The organism is Chroococcidiopsis cubana SAG 39.79 (genome assembly GCF_003991895.1).
GTDB lineage: Bacteria > Cyanobacteriota > Cyanobacteriia > Cyanobacteriales > Chroococcidiopsidaceae > Chroococcidiopsis > Chroococcidiopsis thermalis.
This window is the reverse complement of sequence record NZ_RSCK01000040.1, coordinates 41665-58144: the sequence shown is the minus strand read 5'-3', so window position 1 is coordinate 58144 and position 16480 is coordinate 41665. Positions and strand designations below refer to the sequence as shown.

Below are 16480 nucleotides of genomic sequence, written 5' to 3'. Positions count from 1 at the left end.
ATTCTGGAAGCGTAACAAAACAGTATGCTTTTGTAATATGAGTTTAACAATAGATAGCTTAATGAGAATTAGCAACAAGAAAGTAAGTTTATAAGCGGTTTAAACCTCAATAAACGAGTCATTCAGAAAAGATGTATTTCAATGTAGTATAAATCATGCTGATTTGTTACGCTTCCAAAGTACACTGTTAAAGAGGAAGATATTACTATAAAATGGTTTGGCGATTCTATTGAAAGTTTCAAAGATCGCCAAACAGGAAAAACAATGTATCTAAACAATACTCCATATGCCGAAACGAAAAACTGCTTGAACGAAAATGTTGAGCGCAGTCCCCATCTAAACTTTGTTCTAGATGGGGTGCATTCAAATGTATGCTTCCAACCGCGTTCTTAAAATATGACAACTCCTATCTCTATCTCTCCCCAAGATTGTTCTCCATTGGGTTTACTCATTCTAGAGTACATGCAGACGCACCAACTCACTTTTGCTCAAATGGCTGAGCGCCTGAATATATCTCGTGCTGCGCTCAAAATCACTTGCTCCAAATATGGCAACCCAGGTACGCGACTCTTACCACAATTGGCTCAAGTACTCGGTCAATCTGAACAACAGATTGAGCTATTGGTTCTGGAGAACGAGGCAGTACAAATAAAACAACGCAATAGCTGAAAATCTACACTTGTAATCGGACAATAGTTTTACGACGATCGCAAGCATTCCACGATCTGCAACAAGTACGTTAGTTTTAGCTACTTAAGATGAACAACTTCTTGGTTAATTTAATTTTAGCTGCACTAGCCGTATTCATTCTCGCCCCAGTTGCCAATGCGATGCACGAAGATTTACATATGCGCTTCATCAAGTTTTTTGTAGTGATAGCTCAAACTAGTAAAGTAGATGCAGAAAATGCTTTCATAATTTTCCAAGTGATAATGAGAGCGTAACAAATCAGGATGCTAAAGACGAACTTTCTGGTAGGATAGTTCTAGAGATTGAGCAAGATGGAGAGCGATTGCAGTGGAGTACGAGTTACGCATCATCGAGCGAAAAAGTCGCAGTTTCTAGTCAAGAAGTAGTCAAGCGCGAGACGCTCTCCATCTATAATGTCAAACGCCCAAAATTAATTTTAGATTTAGGGTTGCGTCATGCCGAACAGATTTCACTATTGGAAAAAGTACAAAATGCAGTATTGGTCGAACAATCTATCCTAATTGAGCCAGAAACCAAAGTGTGTCCTGTCTGTGGTCAAAAGCTGAAGAAGAATGGTCATCGCACTTCCAAATTACATGCTGTCTGAGCGCGACCATGAACTACGGATCCAAAAGCACAAGTGCAATAATCCAACATGTAACTGGCAAGGTTCTCCGACAGTAACATCTCTATTTGGCACGAATATTCATCCTGATTTAGCCAGGCTACAATGCGAACAAGGAGCAAGGTACAGTTATAGAGAAGCTGAGAAGAATTTAGAGAAAATCAACTGCAAGCCGCGTGGGATTAACAATCATACTCAAGTCAAACGCATCAGTGGAAAAGTTGGGGAAGTGTTAGCTAATCAGAATTTTCAGATGCCTGCACCAGAAGAATGTGCGGCAGAAGCTACCCAGTTGATTGTTCAAGTTGATGGCGGGCATATCCCGACCCAGGAGAAAGGGAAGCGTAGTTTTGAAGCATTGTCAGCTATTGTCTACAAACCAGAAAGTATCAGAGAGATTGATAAAACCCACCGGCAGATTATTGATAAAAACTGTGTAGTTTCAGCCCGAAGCGATCGATTAGAAACAATTAAAGCTTATCTGGTATTGAGCCGAGATACGTGTAAAAACCTGTAAGATGGTCTGGAAACCGTTGGTATATTTAGGTTTCAAAGATTGCGGATCGCCCATCTTTACTCGCTGAACCAGAAACAAAGTGGATAAAGTTCCAACTCCTCAATCAAATTCAGTAGATCAAAAAGCCGAACTTAGTGCAGCAATTCAAGCCAAATAGTCATGCTAATCGATAAGCTTAGCTTATAAATTTTACAGTCAGGCGCTGTCAGCATATTGTAAAGGGATGTAAATAGTTTCTACTACTTGAAAAATTCGGTCTATCGCTTGCCTTAAAAAGGCTAACATCTGTTTAAGTGGAAAGAGCTTTCTATAAATTAATCGTCCTCCTTTTTGACACAAGTAGAAAAGCTATACCTACAAAAAGTAACCGAAGAGTTGGCTTTTTAGTTGTCGTTCTAATGCGACATACATTTTTGAGTCGGTAACTACTTTCAATTCCAAAACGTTTTCGATAATCTTGATGAAGATAAGCTAAACTGATGTTTAATTGATGCACAACATAGACAAAATATTCCAAACCTCGTTTCTTCCGCTTGCCCTTTCTATATTTACAAATAATTTGCAGGTCTAGAGTCACTGACTCTTCTTTCGTTTTTGACATGACATAAGTAGCTTGATAGCTCTTTCTGCCTTGAAGAAATTGCTTAATTCCTCCTTTTTTTCCTCTAATAATAGCTGGTAAAATCAGAGGAATATGGAGTGCTTGCAACCAGCGAATGACAGCAATACTAAAAAACTCTCTATCTAAATAAAGCTTTTTAACTCTTATCTTTAACAGGGAGAGTTCGGCGAGAAGATAAGTTATAATAGCAACTTTGGTGTCTAACCACCTGACTCCTCTAATTGCCAATGTGACTCTTTTTCCCTTCTTAATCACGTACAAAGTGGCATAAGCATAAAAAGAGCATGTTCCAAGTTTAGCCTGACTTCGATAGATAAACGGGGCTTCTGACTCTGAAGGTTTTCCATAATAAGGAATTAAGTTAAAATCGATAGCTAAAGACTGCTTCTTTTTGCTTAATCCCTTAGGAATTTGGCTTTTTAGAGAAGAATTAAGTTGTTGCTCTAAGTCTATAAAATTATTGATTTTTCCTAAATGATACCTAATATTATTACTTGTCGTAACTTGCTTCAACTGTTTAGCTGTATTTTCAATTGTGTCGTGAGTCGCAGCTGCTCTTAACAGGATTTGGAATAAAGTTTTTGGGTCACAAGGTTCTTTGGCATCTAAAGGAATATGTTTAGCTAAACAATCTACTGCTACGGTTAGAGTTTCTTCATCTGTAAGGGCTATCTGCGAGAGTTTGTTCACCAACTTTTCTGATTATTCTCCTTAGTCTTTATTTTCAGTTTAAAGATAAGGATTCATTATATATGATGCTGATTCACCACGACTGCTATAGAACTGATGTACTACTTCGTCTGCTTGAGCTACTGCTTTTCTCCCAGCTTTTTGATCTACTGAAATTCGGTACTCTATTCATTACTTTGCCCCTGACGACACTTTCCGTAACAATACTCCTACTTCACTGATAGTATGTGATTAATAGACGGGAACGGTTTTACTGAAAGCTCGGTCGCTGGCTGAGTTGGTGAGGTCTTGCCAATGGAAGAAGCAGAGATCGCAAGTCGGCAAGCTAACTGGAACGGCGTTTTGGTGCAGCAGTGTCATTGAAAAACCTTCAAAAAATTCACCCAGAAGCTTAATTTTCTGAAGTTTGGCGAACGGTATACTTTAGGAGATGGCTGACAGTCCTTCGTCGGAGGAGAATTCAATGAAAGCGGCTCAAGCTCTCTCAGAAATGATCTATCTCGATCGATTAATTGCTATGTTGATGCAGGTGGTGATAGAAAATGTGGGAGCCGAAACTGGCGCTCTGGTTCTCTTGGAAGATGATCGACTTACGGTGGTCGCTCGATGCAGCGGAAGTAGACCGTGCAATCTAGAAAAACTTACTGTTGCTGACTGTGCAACCATTCCTGTCTCCGTCATTCACTCGGTAGAAAGCACTCAAGAAACTTTGGTGTTTGATGATGCAGTCAGCGAATCGTCTTTTTCAACTGATCCTTACATTCAATATCGACAAACGCGATCGCTCCTTTGTATGCCAATTCTCAAGCAAAATCAGCTGATTGGCATACTTTATCTGGAGAATAATCTCAGTACCGGAGTGTTTAAGCGCGATCGCTTGCAAGTCCTTAAACTGTTGATGGCTCAGGCAGCAATTTCACTAGAAAATGCTCGGTTGTATGAACGGTTAGCAGATTATGCTGAAACACTGGAACGAAAAGTAGAAGAGCGAACTCAAGCCTTGCAGCAGGAGATCGCGGAACGTCAACAAACCGAAGCCGCATTGAGACAAAGTGAAGCAAATTATCGCAACCTGCTACAAACCGCGAATTCAGTTATCATTCGCTATGATCCGCAAGGACGGATTCGCTACATCAACGATTATGGAGTGAAATTCTTAGGCTATGAAGAACATCAGATTTTAGGGCGAACCTTATTTGAAACTATCATTCCAGACATCGAAACCTCTGGGCGCGATGTCAGACCCTTTGTCCACGATTTACTTCGTAATCCTCAAGCGTACCCGCAAGGCGAGAATGAAAATCTGTGTCGAGACGGGCGGCGAGTTTGGGTTGCTTGGTCAAATCAAGCGATTTTGAACGAACAGGGAGATTTAGCTGAAATTTTATCGATTGGACATGACATCACCCAGTATAAAGAGGCAGAAGAAGCATTACAACGCAGTGAAACCAAGTTCCGTAATATCTTTGAAAACTCCCAGGTCGGCATCTACCAAATCCGCATCTGTGATGGATTAATTCTCAATGCCAATCAACGCTATGCAAATCTGTTGGGTTTTGATTCACCCCAAGAAATCATTGGGCTGGAACATACCATCGGCTATTTTGTAAATCCCAACGATCGCCAACAAGCGATTGAGTTGCTGAAGCGGGATGGGGAAGTGCGATCGGGAGAAGTACAGATGCGAAAACGAGATGGGACGCTGTTTTGGGCGCTTTACTCCTCTTATCTGAATGCAGCCGATGACTACATCGAAGGGGTGGTTGCAGACATTAGCGATCGCAAACAGGCAGAAGTCGCTCTACAAACGAGTGAAGAACGACTCCGCTTAGCATTAACCGCTTCAAATCAAGGACTCTACGATATCAATATGAAAACTGGAGAAATCGTGGTTAACCCAGAATACGCTTCAATGCTGGGCTACGATCCAGCAACATTGCACACAACCAGAAACGAGTGGCTTGAGAGTGTGCATCCTGACGACAGAGAATCAGTGGTTGCAGCTTCTGATGCTTGTATTACTGGAGAAGTCCCCAACTATCAAGCAGAGTTTCGCCAGCGTACTCAGGATGGTCAGTGGAAATGGATTCTTTCTGTCGGCAAAATTGTTACCTGGAATGAATCCGGTGAACCCATCCGAGGGTTAGGAGTTTATACGGATATCGATGATCGCAAACAGGCAGAAATAGCGCTGCAAGCCTCTGAAGCAGAACTGCGGGCGCTCTTTTCAGCCATTCCCGATCTAATATGTATCTTCAATGCAGAGGGGCAATTGATCTGTACGATTCAAGGAAATCCGTCCTATGGAGAGGAGTGTACTGGCAAAACGCTGCATCAACTTTTTGCCAAAGAACAAGCCAATGAATTTCTGAATAACATTCAGCAGGTGCTAAGAACCCAACAAGTCCTCACCGTTGAATACAGTCACCGCATTGCTGGGCGAGAAATCTGGTTTTCGGCTCGCATTGCCCCGATTCGGCACGAACAGGTGATTTGGCTGGCGCGAGATATCACGCTGCAAAAGCAAGCAGAAGCAGCCTCGATTTTAGAAGAACGTAACCGCATGGCACGCGAAATTCACGACACGCTCGCTCAGGCGTTTACGGGCATTCTGGCTCAGGTGGGAGCCGCAAAACAAGTGCTAACGGATGATTTAGAAGCAACTGGGGCACACCTAAACCTGATCAAAGAATTGGCACGAACTGGACTCACTGAAGCTCGGAGATCGGTAGTAGCACTCCGTCCTCAACTTTTGGAGGAAGGCAGTTTACAGAGCGCTCTCCATCGTCTCGTCGCTCAACTCAGAACTGCCGCAATGGATACCACCTTGTATTATGAGATCGAGGGTGTAGTGTATTCTCTACCGACTGAAGTTGAGAGTAACCTCCTGCGGATTGGGCAGGAAGCATTAACGAATGCTACTAGACACGCCAATGCTGACGAAATCCGAGTAGAACTGGTCTACGATCGCGATCAAGTTTGCTTGCGTGTGAAAGACAATGGACAGGGCTTTGGAGTTGGGAGTATTCCATCTTCTGAGGGTTTTGGCTTACTCGGCATGAGCGAACGGGCAGAGCGCATCGGCGCACAACTCACGATTCGGAGCCAACCTGGACAAGGAACAGAGATTGTTGTCATTGTCAATCGGGAGTAGCATCACGATGAGCCAAGCCACGACCATTCGGGTTCTGATTGCAGACGATCATGCTATTTTTCGGCAAGGATTAGCCACGATTATTGACCGTGACTCAGATATGCAAGTGGTTGCCCAAGCGGAGAATGGGGAACAAGCGATCGCTCTATTTGGGGAACACCAACCGGATGTAACGCTAATGGATCTGCGAATGCCTGAAGTGGAGGGAGTTGCCGCCATCGGTGCAATTTGTGCTACTGCTAAATCTGCTCGGATTATTGTACTGACCACGTATGATAGTGACGAAGATATCTATCGGGGATTGCAGGCAGGCGCAAAAGGATACCTGTTGAAAGAAACTGAACCTGACGAGCTTCTGAATGCTATTCGTACCGTTCATCGGGGTCAGAAGTATATTCCGCCTGATGTGGGAGCAAAGTTGGTACAGCGCCTTAGCAATCCAGAACTGAGTGAAAGAGAATTGGAGGTACTCCACTCACTAGCACAGGGCATGAGTAATGCCGAGATTGCGGCGGCTTTGAGTATCGGTGAAGGCACGGTTAAATCTCATATCAATCGGATTTTGAATAAGTTAGATGTCAGCGATCGCACCCAAGCTGTAATTGTTGCCGTTAAACGCGGCATTGTTAATTTATAGGATGTACTTTCGATAGAATTGAGATTCTAACTTGAGTTATAACCAGCCTTCTACTCCACGATGGCATAGTTGCTCTATCAATATATACTGTAAAAATTTTAACTTGCTATAGACGACAGCTTGAAGGCAATCGCCTATATTGAATCTATAGCAAACAGTTATGCAATCAATGAAACCATGCAAGTCAATTACAAGGTCTATGCTTGATTTAGATGTATAAAAATGAACGACGATCGTAGCCACAGTTCCTTACTTGTACCACCTTCAACCCAAGATTGGATGCAAGGTGTGCTGAGTGCCAAGGTAGTGCTGGTGATGTATGGAGACTATCAATGCTCTAGAAGTGCGGAGGTTTACAAGATGATTAAAGCGATTGGACGAGAGCTTAGTGCTTGTTTTGGAGAGGATTATTTATGCTTTATCTTCCGTCATTTTCCGCAAGCACAGATTCATCCTCATGCTGAACGGGCAGCCCAAGCCGCCCAAGCCGCCGCTGTCCAAGGACAGTTTTGGTTAATGAATGATACTTTGCTTGCCCATCAACAACAGTTGGAGAACGGTTATCTTGTAGAGTACGCCAACAACTTAGGGCTTGATATTCCTCAGTTTCTCAAAGACTTGCCTAAACAAGTGCATAGCGCTCGTATCAATGAAGATGTCGAAGGTGGATGCAAAAGTGGAGTAACGGCTGCTCCAGCCCTATTCATCAATAACATTCGATATACCAGACGCTGGAAAATGGCAGAGTTGATGACAGCCATTGTTGCGGCAGGTCACTAAGCTCCCCGATTCCTACTCCCAATTCACATCTAACTCGTTTTTCAGTGCTAGTAAGCTATCTAATGCGCGATGGCTAGTTTTTACCTGTTTTATTGACCAAATTGCCAATTTTTGAACCATGCTAACAATTACAACACCAACAATTGAATTCGAGAACAGAGGCTTAACGCGCACCCAGTTGCAGCAAGTACTCGACTATATTCACACTCACCTTGACCGAGATTTGTCACTGACTGAACTTGCAGAAGTAATCAACATTAGCCCAACTTACTTTGCGAGTTTATTCAAACAAGCGATGGCAGTTTCACCACACCAGTATGTGATTCAACAGCGGGTGGAACAGGCGAAATTGATACTGTCGAAAACGGATTTAGCGATCGCAAACATTGCATTAGAAGTGGGTTTCTCCAGCCAAAGCCATCTGAATCAACAATTTAAGCGATTCACTGGAATGACACCCAAGCAAGTGCGTCCTTCACCATAAGAATCTGACAAATCGTCGTAAGAATCTGAAAGAAGACAAGCATTGGAACTCAATACACTTTAGATAAATAGAACCAGGAGAATCCAATCTAGACTTCCCCGCATAACGTTTCAAGAGTCTTAATCACGAATTTAAAACACTACCCAAAAGGGTAAGTCCATCCGCAATCACCCTCACTGCATACATTAGGAGATTACACCATCATGGTCAAAGAACACACTGTAGACAAACAAGCAAATTCACAAGCGATCGCCGACCTGACACCAGCCCAGAAGTTTTTACAAGAACTTTGGGAAGAGCATCTGCGGCACGAGTTTGACACTCACAACCTTGAAGACACCCTCGCCACGATGGTTGAGGATGCTTACGTTAACGGCATTCCGGTAATGACTGGGGGAGTAGGGAAACCAGCAGTGCGCGAGTTTTATTCAAAGTACTTCATTCCACAAGTGCCACCGGACATCGAACTAACTCAGATCTCACGCACGATCGGAACCGATCGACTCGTCGATGAAATGCTGGTTAAGTTCACTCATACCATTCAAATGGACTGGATGCTACCTGACATTGCTCCGACTCTTAAACGGGTTGAAGTGGCACTGGTAGTGATTGTCCAGTTTCGTGACGGCAAGCTAGCCCACGAACACCTCTACTGGGATCAGGCGAGTGTATTGGTTCAACTCGGCTTGCTCGATCCGAGTACACTGCCCGTTGTAGGGGTTGACAGTGCGCGCAAGGTACTCGATCCGAGCTTGCCCTCAAACGCACTGATCGGTCGTGCCAGCGATCGCGACTAAGTGTAAAAGCCAGCAAATATCAATGCCCAAACCCGCCATTTTGCAACCAGGATGAGTACGATCCTGGTTGTAGGAGGCGCTTCTTATTGCTAGCTCCTACACGTATTGCTCATTGAGTTTTTGACAAAGTGACACAGCCATTCACAACAAGAGGTAACTATCATGATGCTGAAAAACAAGGTTGCTTTGGTGACTGGCGGAACATCGGGCATCGGTCGAGCAACCGCGATCACCTTTGGTGCTGCCGGAGCAAAAGTCGTGTTCTCAGGCAGACGTGATATTGAAGGAGAAGACACTGCCAAACTAATCCGTGAAACAGGTGCTGAATGTTTATATGTCCATTCAGATGCCTCAAAAGAGGAAGATATCAAAGCGTTAGTGCAAAAGACGGTTGCAACCTACGGGCGACTCGACTGTGCCTTTAATAATGCAGGCGTTGAATCACTCGTCAAACCGCTACACGAGCAATCGATCGAAGAGTTTGACAACCTCATGGCGATTAACGTGCGAGGAGTATTTCTATGTATGAAATATGAGATTGAGCAAATGCTGACTCAAGGATCGGGCGCGATTGTTAATAGCTCCTCAGGTGTAGGGTTGATTGGTCTTCCAGGGTCATCTCCTTACGTTGCGAGTAAACATGCCGTCATGGGGTTAACGCGATCGGCTGCGCTTGATTATGCTCAACAAGGCATCCGGATCAATGCCGTCAATCCTGGTTTCATTGCCACCGAGATGATTGATCGCATTGTTGCCGATATAAGAAGCACGGCTGATAATTTGGCATCTACGGTTCCAATGAGGCGCATCGGGCAGGTAGACGAGGTCGCTCAAGCAATTGTTTTTCTCTGTTCTGATGCTGCCAGCTACATCACGGGACAACCCTTAGCGATCGATGGCGGATATACAGCAAGTTAGCTTAAGTTGCTGGCTTACTGTCTAGATGGCAATTGAAATTTCTGGTTAAGGCACTATGGCAAGCATTCTGCATATTGATTCAAGTCCACGGGGAGATCGCTCCAAATCTCGCATGTTGGCAAAGAAGTTTATCGATGCGTGGCAAGACTTACATCCTGATGACGTGATCGCCTATCGTGATTTAAGACAAACGCCAGTTCCTCACGTCACCGAAGACTGGATTGCGGCTTCTTTTACTGCGCCAGAAGCACTGACTTCAGAAATGGCTGAACTGCTGAAGTTTTCTGATGAGTTAGTGGATGAGTTTTTGGCAGCTGATCGATGTGTTTTCAGTGTGCCAATGTACAACTTCAGCATTCCATCCAATTTCAAAGCCTACATCGATCAAGTGGTTCGTGTGGGTCGCACATTCACCGAGGAGGATGGTCAAGTTAAAGGACTTGCGAACGGTAAAAAAGTTTTGTTCATCACATCGCGAGGCGTTGAGTTTGGAGCAGGTTCTCCTTATGAAGGGTGGGATGGTCAGGAACCTGCGCTCCGGTATGCTTTTCAATACATGGGTGTGACCGACATTCAGTTCATTCATGCCAATGGTCTAGATATGGGAGACGAGGCACGAAAACGGGGGCTAGACGAAGCACAATCTAAAATTCAAGAGCTAGTTAATAGCTGGTAGCACTAGGCAGCGAATCAGTCGATATTGATGTTATCGGAAAACGGACTTAGCGATTGCTCTGGGGGAACTTGCTTCGCAAACCGTAGACATTGCCTTACAAGTCGGTTTCTCCAGTCAAAACCATCTGACGCAACAGTTCAATTGCCTCACTGGAATGACCTCCAAGCAGGTTCGCTAACCCCATAAGAATCTGAAAGAAGTTGAGCGTTGGAAGTCATTGCACTCAAGTAGGGGTAAGGTTACGGAAGCTATCATCAGGGGCAAAGTAGCCTGTGAATAGAATGGCACTAAGAAAAGCTAGAACACTTGTGGTTTAAGCAGTTTGTAATTGCTCTCGGAATTCGTGCCTTGATTTTGTCATTAAAGGGTAAGCTTTCGGGCGGCGTTTACGGACTCGTGGTTCACTCCGTCCTGGGCGTTCTGGAACAACCTTGTGAGCAATAACTTTAAGTAAAGTGTGATAAATCTGCTCTACTTCTGTTGAAGAAGCAGCTAATAATTGGGGAATGAAGTTGTTTAAATGATGGCGTGTGCCTTGCACCGACAAGCGCAGCGGAGGAGTGCCGTGAGTAGTACCGGACGACCACATCAAACTACGAAGTAGATTGTAAGCCAGTAAATAAACGTAAATTTCTTTGCGTATCATAGAGGGAGTTTTACATCGTAAAACATCCATTCCCAAAGTAGTTTTAAGATGTCTTAAATCTAGTTCAACATCCCATCTTTGACCGTAAAGTCTCACAATTTCTAGGGTAGAATAGGTGGTTGGCTCTAAAAGAGTAGTGATTAAACTGACTCGCCCTGTGCGAAATCCAGGAATCACAATGTAGTAGTAAATTTCTCGCACAGTGATAGTTTGAGGTAGAGCCTCAAATTCATCTAGGCTCAATCCTTTTGGGCAAACTTTGGGTTTGTTCCAAGTAACTATCTTGTCGCAATCTCCAACAATTTTACCTTTTCGCATCGATGTTGGTCGGGATTGATGTTTTCGGAATACTACATCACAATCCAATTTTTGAATCGCGACTATATCAGCGTAAGCGCAAAAAGCCCTATCTCCTATCAGGATATCCAATGGTTTTAGAAACTGATAGAGTTGACGAGCGAGTTTGATATCATGGGTATTCATAACATCAATTACTAAAGCAACAGCAGCACCTGTTACTAGACTAAATATCACACCGATTTTGGCAATCGGAAATCCGCATCCGGCTTTCTGACTCTTTGGTTGAGGGTATGCTTTTTGGTTCTCGACAGTATCAGTCATGGAGACAGTTGAACCGTCTACTACCAAGACATTTCGACCACACCATAAATGTTCTGTTGTCACTTTTTCTTCTAGATTTTGTGCGGACTGACTAAAAAGTTTTTCTAATAATTTTTCTGGTAATCTTGACCGTGCTTGACAGTAAGCGCGCTTTTTCAGTAGATGGTATTTCTAATCCCGATCCTGCTAAATAAGCAATTATTTTGCTCACGGCATTATGGCAAGTTTTATCAGTATCCATGACTTGAGATAAAAACGCCCACAACGTTACTATGGGGTCAAATAACCGCTGTTTATATCTAATTTTTAGCTCCTGGAGTGCTTGCCCAATTACAGAGGATGGTAACAATTCTTGAAAAGGTAATCCCAAACTCTGGCTAAATTTATCCTTGAGAATTTGTACTTGCCGTGTCACAGTAGTAATTATGGTATTGGCTTATTCGTATCGTCGATAAGTATTTCATGAACGAGTAAGCTTTTTCTACCTATAAAAACTTTTTGGACAACTGCTGCACCCTTTCCGTCTCCATTCCACTGCGCCTGTTGGTCTGCAATCGTACCCTGTCCACTGCTTCATGGCATCAATGCTGGTAATGCTTATCTTTCGTTGCTTTCAGCTTTTCTTAGTGCCATTCGCCTGTGAATAATACGATCCAGGTGTTTCAGCTTTTCAAATGACTTGGAATAGCGAAGTCTTGCTACTGCTAAGAAGTGGTAGTCCTAAAGATGTAAGGATAGGGGAGACAAAGTTATCTCCATTAATTCATGCCAACTTCTCAGCCTGTCTATCCTACTTGTAATTCAACTCATACCGTCAAAAATGGCTTCGTCCATAATGGTAAACAAAGCTTTAAGTGCCGCAATTGTAGGAGATCGGAGGCGGAGCGTCTCCGGCTCCACAGTTTATGCATGACCTACAAAACAAAATCATTGCTGGTTCTAAATTAGTTTGTGTTTGAGTGGTTGAGCAATCCTCCGTCCGTTGAGCGAGGACGCGAGCAACAAATTTCGTAGCCAATTTTTGTGATAGCGAAAGCCATTCAAGTCTTCAAAGGGTGACATCGAATGGGGTTCTAGGGTCTGTACCTTGCGACAGTAGGGATGAAAATTCCACAAAAGTGCCATTGCTCTGAGGGCTTGGTTGGCAGCATTGAGTGTGCCATGAAAATACTGCATAGTATAGAGAATGCGATCCTGATAATTCATCAAACGATCTACTTGATTGCTGGTACGAGCAGCATCAGGCATTTCAAAGGTAACGGTAAACTGGGGCGCTTTCGCTTTTAAGCTCAGCAATTTCTGGCGCACTGCCTGTGGTAGGTCAGTGTCTGGGTCAAGAGTCCATTCCAGTAAGCGGCGTAAGCGTTGACTAAATTGCCTGAGATTGAGACTGTGGTAGAGATGCCAGAGTTTGTCTGTAACGGCTTGAAATACAGCGTCGCCGCGACGACACCGTTGCTGAATCCCTAAGACCGTGTGCAGAAAACACAGAATGAGGGTAATCTCAGGAAATATTGCCTTCCACGCATTTTGGGTGCCTTCCCAACCGTCAGTGTTGACGCTTTCGGGGTGATAGTCTGGGTTAAGTTGCAAGGCTTCTTGTTGGAATGCTCCGTAAGCTTTACTCAAGGCAGCAGCATTCGCTCCCTGAGCAATTTCTACCCCCAAGAAACAGCCCATCGCTGCGGTTACAGCTACGTAAATTCTTCTCCCCACCACCAGGTATGCTTTTCATCAGCCACCAGATGAGGGGGGGATGGCTTCCGGATCTTTCACCGTAGTACCTACGAGTGAGGCACGTCCTAGTGCTTGCGTGGCCTGATACCAGTACATTGCTGAGTGCCCTAGTACATGGGCAATCCCCTCATAGGGGACTCCATAGCGTCGTAAGTATAATCCCTTCTCGACTTCCTCTGTCTTGCCAATCATGTACGGCATCACGGTGTCTGGACGTAATTGATAGGCTTGTCCGTTGCATTTCAATCGGATACGTCTCGTGCTCATATGTAATTTGCCGGACTCGACAAATCCATGAAAGCAATAGCCTTCCTCAATTCCGATTGGAAATAGCTCTCGATGAGTCGCTATCAGCTTGTCCAGGTAGACGCGAAACGCTTTCGTATCCTCAATCAATTGGTCGTAGTCGTTGTCTGCTTCAATTGGCAGGCAAATCGTTTTATCTCCAGCAATTGTCCGTTTTTTTCGCTCTGCCATAGAGGGTTAGCCTCCACATTGCATACAATCAGCTTATGCTGTTTCTCGGCTCCTGACTCACTCCGCTTACAAAACACAAACTAATTTAGAACCAGAATCATTGATGAGGCAACTAAAACCTTAATTGACAAACTGTCTGTTGACTAATATTGATAAATTAGACTGACAAGCAGAAGCAATCTAAAGAACGAAAAATCACAGCACTACTGGAGAAAAAAACATTTTAATTTTGATTAGGTATGCTTACCACAAAGAATATAAAATACTGTGTGGTTAAACAGTGAGGGATAAATGTATTTTCAGTCACCTCTTGCTGTTTTGTGTTGTAAATATCACTTGAATGACCTTAATAGACCGTACCGCCTACCCTAGATTTAAACAATTCCCCGATGCCAAGGAGCTTGCAGAACTTTATACACCAACGCCAGAAGAAATTAAATTAGCAAAGTCTAAAACCAAGAGCCACGAAGGGGTTCTCAGCTTTATTATCATGTTAAAATCCTTTCAACGGCTTGGTTATTTTGCCCATCCAGAACTGGTTCCCATCGCGGTAAGACAATATCTACGGTCGTGTTTAAATTTACATTCTTGGGTAAAAGCAATCCCAAGAGATCGTCAACGCTACTCCTACCAAAAGACGATTCGGGATTACCTGAAAGTTAAACAGTATGATAAAGCAGGTCAAAGATTAATAGCCGCATTAGTTGCAGAAGCTACTGAGGTAAAAGACCATCCGGCTGATTTAATCAATGTAGCAATTGAAGAATTAGTTAAAGAACGATACGAGTTACCAGCATTTAGCACTCTTGACCGATTAATTCGTCACATTCGTTCAATGGTTAATAATCGCCTGTTTGCACTTTGTTCTGAGGGGCTTTCTATCAATGAGCAGATTTATTTAGACCAATTGCTAGTGGTTACAAATAATGAGGTAGATGAAAATGCCACTCTTAATTTACTAAAATCGCCACCTAAAAGCGCCAAACTTAGTGCGATTAAACTCCTGCAAAATAAGTTTGATATTCTTATGACCTTTGGTGATGCCAAGCGACTGTTGCAAAGCATTGCCATCACCAAAGTTAGACATTTTGCGGCACAGGCTAGGGCTTTGGATATCTCGGAATTTCAAGATATTAATTTGCCCAAACGTCGGACGTTGCTGTTATGTCTATTGCACGAGGCACAGGTTAACACCCGTGATTATCTTGTTGATATGTTTATTAAACGTATCCTCAAGATTCAAAATAATGCTAAACAGCGATTGCAGGAATTACGCGACAAACATTTGACGGAAACATCAGAGTTATTGACTACCTTTGGGCAAGTATTAAAAGCATCTACAAAAACCAAAGGAACTCAGGATAATGCTGTTTTTGGAGAACAGGTGCAATCAATTTTAGATGAACATGGTGGTACAGAATTACTGTTACAAAAGTTGGATGAGATTGCAGCTTACAACACCAACAATCATTTACCGTTGATGTGGCGGTTTTATTCTGCCAATCGCCAAGCACTTTTCAGTTTGGTGCGTTCTCTAGATATTCTCTCAACTTCTGCTGATGAGTCAGTAATGGAAGCATTAAAGTTCGTGTTAGATAATCAATACAAACGTGCTAAGTATTTACCTTTTGAGATTGATTTAGATTTTATTAGTAGTAACTGGCGTGCGCTAGTTGTAGAAGAAGTTGATGGAACTGAAGTTTTGGTTCGTCAGCAGTTAGAAATTTGCATCTTTTCAAATCTAGCAACTGAATTTAAAACAGGAGATGCGTGTATCGTGGGTTCGTCAAGTTATGCCGATTTCCGCGAACAATTATTGAGTCATGCTGAATGCGAACCTTTGATAGAAGAATATTGTCGCTTACTCGAATTTCCTGCTAACTCAGATGACTTTGTTAAACACCTGCAAGATAAATTAGCGGAGGTAGCTTCTGTTGTAGATGAGATTTGTGCGGTTGATAAACAATTCACTATTAATAAAGACGGAGAACCTGTACTTAAAAGAATCCCCTCCCTAGCCCAAACGAATGAAGTGGAAGAATTAGAATTAAAAATCCGTGCTTTGATGCCGGAACGTAGTATTTTAGAAATTCTTTGCAATGTTGAGCATTGGTTGAATTGGACAAGGCATTTTGGTCTATTTTCGGGAAGCGAACCAAAAATATCCGCTCCTGCTGAACGTTATATTTTTACTACGTTTAGCTACGGCTGTAATCTTGGTCCTAATCAGATGGCTCGTCATTCGCAAGGTGCAGTGACAAGTCACATGATTTCTTATACAAACCGTCGCCACATTAGTGCTGCCAAAATTGAAGCTGCAATTCGGAATATTATCAATAGAGCAGTCCGAAATATAATCCAGGTGCAAAAAAATGGTAGAACGGTAAATTGAGAGTCTACCGTCGATCT

At 43.2% G+C, this 16480-nt stretch carries 16 protein-coding genes and 2 pseudogenes; 12 read left to right on the top strand and 6 right to left on the bottom strand.

Going from position 1 to position 16480, the window contains the following annotated elements; all coding sequences use genetic code 11:
* Positions 1 to 396 precede the first annotated feature (396 nt).
* The 3 genes and pseudogenes from DSM107010_RS21465 to DSM107010_RS21450 form a co-directional block, all read left to right on the top strand.
* A complete protein-coding gene (locus DSM107010_RS21465; protein ID WP_106171114.1) occupies positions 397 to 669 on the top strand; it encodes a helix-turn-helix domain-containing protein in 273 nt (90 codons plus the stop codon).
* A gap of 89 nt (positions 670 to 758) precedes the next feature.
* Positions 759 to 944: a hypothetical protein gene (locus DSM107010_RS21460; RefSeq protein ID WP_106171116.1), complete on the top strand. Its 186-nt coding sequence runs from the start codon at positions 759 to 761 to the stop codon at positions 942 to 944.
* A gap of 73 nt (positions 945 to 1017) precedes the next feature.
* A pseudogene (locus tag DSM107010_RS21450) lies at positions 1018 to 1799 on the top strand (ISKra4 family transposase); the annotation flags it as partial.
* Positions 1800 to 2027: 228 nt separating this feature from the next.
* On the opposite strand, the pseudogene DSM107010_RS39920 reads toward DSM107010_RS21450, so the two are convergent.
* Both DSM107010_RS39920 and DSM107010_RS42370 read right to left on the bottom strand, forming a co-directional pair.
* Positions 2028 to 3147, bottom strand: a pseudogene (locus DSM107010_RS39920) (transposase).
* A 228-nt stretch (positions 3148 to 3375) separates the two neighbouring features.
* The gene (locus tag DSM107010_RS42370) at positions 3376 to 3504 is read right to left on the bottom strand and encodes a hypothetical protein (protein ID WP_258183818.1); all 129 of its coding nucleotides are present in this window, start codon (positions 3502 to 3504) and stop codon (positions 3376 to 3378) included.
* A 133-nt stretch (positions 3505 to 3637) separates the two neighbouring features.
* Here DSM107010_RS42370 and DSM107010_RS21440 point away from each other — a divergent pair, with 133 nt between their 5' ends.
* From DSM107010_RS21440 to DSM107010_RS21410, 7 genes are all read left to right on the top strand, one after another.
* Entirely contained in the window at positions 3638 to 6298 is a 2661-nt protein-coding gene (locus DSM107010_RS21440; protein WP_462686343.1) for a PAS domain S-box protein, read from the top strand.
* Positions 6299 to 6305: 7 nt separating this feature from the next.
* Positions 6306 to 6935, top strand: a complete 630-nt coding sequence (locus DSM107010_RS21435; RefSeq protein ID WP_106166235.1) for a response regulator — start codon at positions 6306 to 6308, stop codon at positions 6933 to 6935.
* A gap of 222 nt (positions 6936 to 7157) precedes the next feature.
* The gene (locus tag DSM107010_RS21430; RefSeq protein WP_106166234.1) at positions 7158 to 7715 is read left to right on the top strand and encodes a DsbA family protein; all 558 of its coding nucleotides are present in this window, start codon (positions 7158 to 7160) and stop codon (positions 7713 to 7715) included.
* 118 nt (positions 7716 to 7833) lie between these two features.
* Entirely contained in the window at positions 7834 to 8199 is a 366-nt protein-coding gene (locus tag DSM107010_RS21425) for a helix-turn-helix domain-containing protein (protein ID WP_106166233.1), read from the top strand.
* A gap of 203 nt (positions 8200 to 8402) precedes the next feature.
* Entirely contained in the window at positions 8403 to 8996 is a 594-nt protein-coding gene (locus DSM107010_RS21420; RefSeq protein ID WP_106166232.1) for a nuclear transport factor 2 family protein, read from the top strand.
* Positions 8997 to 9158: 162 nt separating this feature from the next.
* The gene (locus DSM107010_RS21415; protein ID WP_106166231.1) at positions 9159 to 9914 is read left to right on the top strand and encodes an SDR family oxidoreductase; all 756 of its coding nucleotides are present in this window, start codon (positions 9159 to 9161) and stop codon (positions 9912 to 9914) included.
* 55 nt (positions 9915 to 9969) lie between these two features.
* On the top strand, positions 9970 to 10590 hold the full coding sequence (locus tag DSM107010_RS21410; protein WP_106166230.1) for an FMN-dependent NADH-azoreductase: 621 nt from the start codon (positions 9970 to 9972) through the stop codon (positions 10588 to 10590).
* Between the two features lie 313 nt (positions 10591 to 10903).
* On the opposite strand, the gene DSM107010_RS21400 is transcribed toward DSM107010_RS21410, so the two are convergent.
* Positions 10904 to 12016 (bottom strand): IS4 family transposase, encoded by a 1113-nt coding sequence (locus DSM107010_RS21400; RefSeq protein ID WP_199755682.1) that lies wholly within the window; start codon positions 12014 to 12016, stop codon positions 10904 to 10906.
* Positions 11949 to 12272, bottom strand: a complete 324-nt coding sequence (locus tag DSM107010_RS39915) for a hypothetical protein (protein WP_199755680.1) — start codon at positions 12270 to 12272, stop codon at positions 11949 to 11951. Before DSM107010_RS39915 ends, DSM107010_RS21400 begins: the two co-directional genes overlap by 68 nt.
* A 350-nt stretch (positions 12273 to 12622) precedes the next feature.
* Here DSM107010_RS39915 and DSM107010_RS43055 point away from each other — a divergent pair, with 350 nt between their 5' ends.
* Complete coding sequence (locus tag DSM107010_RS43055; RefSeq protein WP_422387892.1) at positions 12623 to 12805, top strand: IS1/IS1595 family N-terminal zinc-binding domain-containing protein; 183 nt, start codon at positions 12623 to 12625, stop codon at positions 12803 to 12805.
* Here DSM107010_RS43055 and DSM107010_RS39910 read toward each other — a convergent pair.
* Both DSM107010_RS39910 and DSM107010_RS21390 read right to left on the bottom strand, forming a co-directional pair.
* Entirely contained in the window at positions 12797 to 13573 is a 777-nt protein-coding gene (locus tag DSM107010_RS39910) for a hypothetical protein (RefSeq protein WP_199755679.1), read from the bottom strand. The two genes, DSM107010_RS43055 and DSM107010_RS39910, sit on opposite strands and share 9 nt — an antisense overlap.
* Positions 13574 to 13591: 18 nt before the next feature.
* A complete protein-coding gene (locus tag DSM107010_RS21390) occupies positions 13592 to 14071 on the bottom strand; it encodes a hypothetical protein (RefSeq protein ID WP_106166229.1) in 480 nt (159 codons plus the stop codon).
* Positions 14072 to 14411: 340 nt separating this feature from the next.
* On the opposite strand from DSM107010_RS21390, the gene DSM107010_RS21385 reads away from it, so the two are divergent.
* Positions 14412 to 16463, top strand: coding sequence for a DUF4158 domain-containing protein (locus tag DSM107010_RS21385; RefSeq protein ID WP_106166228.1), 2052 nt, complete (start codon positions 14412 to 14414; stop codon positions 16461 to 16463).
* The last annotated feature ends 17 nt before the right edge of the window (positions 16464 to 16480 follow it).